This window comes from Photorhabdus akhurstii (genome assembly GCF_018448925.1).
Taxonomy (GTDB): Bacteria; Pseudomonadota; Gammaproteobacteria; order Enterobacterales; family Enterobacteriaceae; genus Photorhabdus; species Photorhabdus akhurstii.
The window spans coordinates 1-1,492 of sequence record NZ_RCWE01000080.1; the positions used below are offsets into that span (position 1 = coordinate 1).

The 1,492-nt window shown below is 49.5% G+C and carries 1 pseudogene; it reads right to left on the minus strand.

Features of this window, described 5'->3' with window-relative positions:
• Positions 1 to 1,492: pseudogene (gene tccC, locus EAE93_RS23805) on the minus strand (insecticidal toxin complex protein TccC); the annotation flags it as partial.

Below are 1,492 nucleotides of genomic sequence, written 5' to 3' on the forward strand. Positions count from 1 at the left end.
TTTGGAGACGGTGCTAATCCGTCATGGTCAGTCAATGTGATGGGGTTATTCCTCACCATTCGGTACAAATTCAGCCCATCCACGGTTCCCGCCGGATCAGCACTCAACCATCGACCCACCCAAGGTTGATAATAACGGTAACCGTAATAATACAATCCAGTGGCATCCCGCTCTTTACCGGAGTAACGAACAAATTTGTAGCTAGCTTCTGTCTGATTTCTCGCCGCCCATATCGCCGTGCCGCCATACGGATAATACTCTTCCTGACTGAGAATCTGCCCTTCGCTATCCAGTTCAAGCTGGCTGGAGCCAAGCAGATTATCGTAGCTGTAGCGCACCTGATTGTTGTCAATATCTGTCGGCTTACCACTTTCCCAGTGCAATACCCTTACCTGTGCGCGACCCGCTTCACCTACCGTAATCACCTGCAAATCTTCGGTTGTTTTATCTGCAACCCCAGTTGTCCGTAGCTCTAATCCCGGCAGATAAGTCACCCGTTGTACTTGAGTACTGTTACCCGTCTGCTGTTCACTCACTTTTAGCAGCCGCATGCCATCACTGCTATAGCGATACCATTCACTGTCACTGCTATTTTCGCGGCTCACCGGTGTGACTCGTTGCAATTCACCCCGAATATTCCAATCCAGATTTTGCCCCGGTATTAACATCTTCTGATGACCGCCGGAATCAAATAGCGCATCCACTCGGGTTGGATCTGTCGTTAATGTACTCAATACCGCCCGGTTACTGCGGCTTGAAACGGTGATATCTGTGGTGTAACTATTTTGAGTCGCGGGTGAACTGTGTCGGATTTGAACCAAATTACCGCCACGGTCATAAGTATAGGTACGAAGGTAATTGGTATAAGTGCTGTCGTCAGTAGGAACAGGTATAACGGGTGAGGGAAGTTGGTTGCTTTGCTGACCGATATTAGCCATTTCACGCCCTGTCGCACTCATAAGCTGATACAGAGAATCATAAACATAGCGATTCTCCGGCTCCACTTTCTGATTACGCCAAAAGCGGGTAGCTTCGGCATCATTATGGATACTGATAACATTCCCCACCGGATCATACTTATAGCGTAGATCCTGCAATACTCTGGCTCCTGATTGACTCCCTTCGGCACGCCGGGTGGTGATACCTATCAGACGTTGAGTTTCCGGCTCATAACTGTACTCCGTAACCACGCCGTTACCGTGCTCTTCACGCAATTTATGACCTGCGGCTGACCAGCTCAGGGACTTAACAATCACCTGTTCACTCTGGCCTTTCACCGTCAACCAACTCCCTTTTAACTGACCGGCAATGTCATAAGCCAGACGCTGAATATTGCCTTTCGCATCGGTTTGGGTCAGTAAAGCCCCGATGGCATTAGTGGTACTTTGTGTCGTATAGACCTCACTTGCCAGCATTCCCTGCCAGACAGTTTCGTCGTCACCGCTCCAGTTAGCCTCCTGCCCTTCCGCCAGCAATTGGTGAGATTGGGATA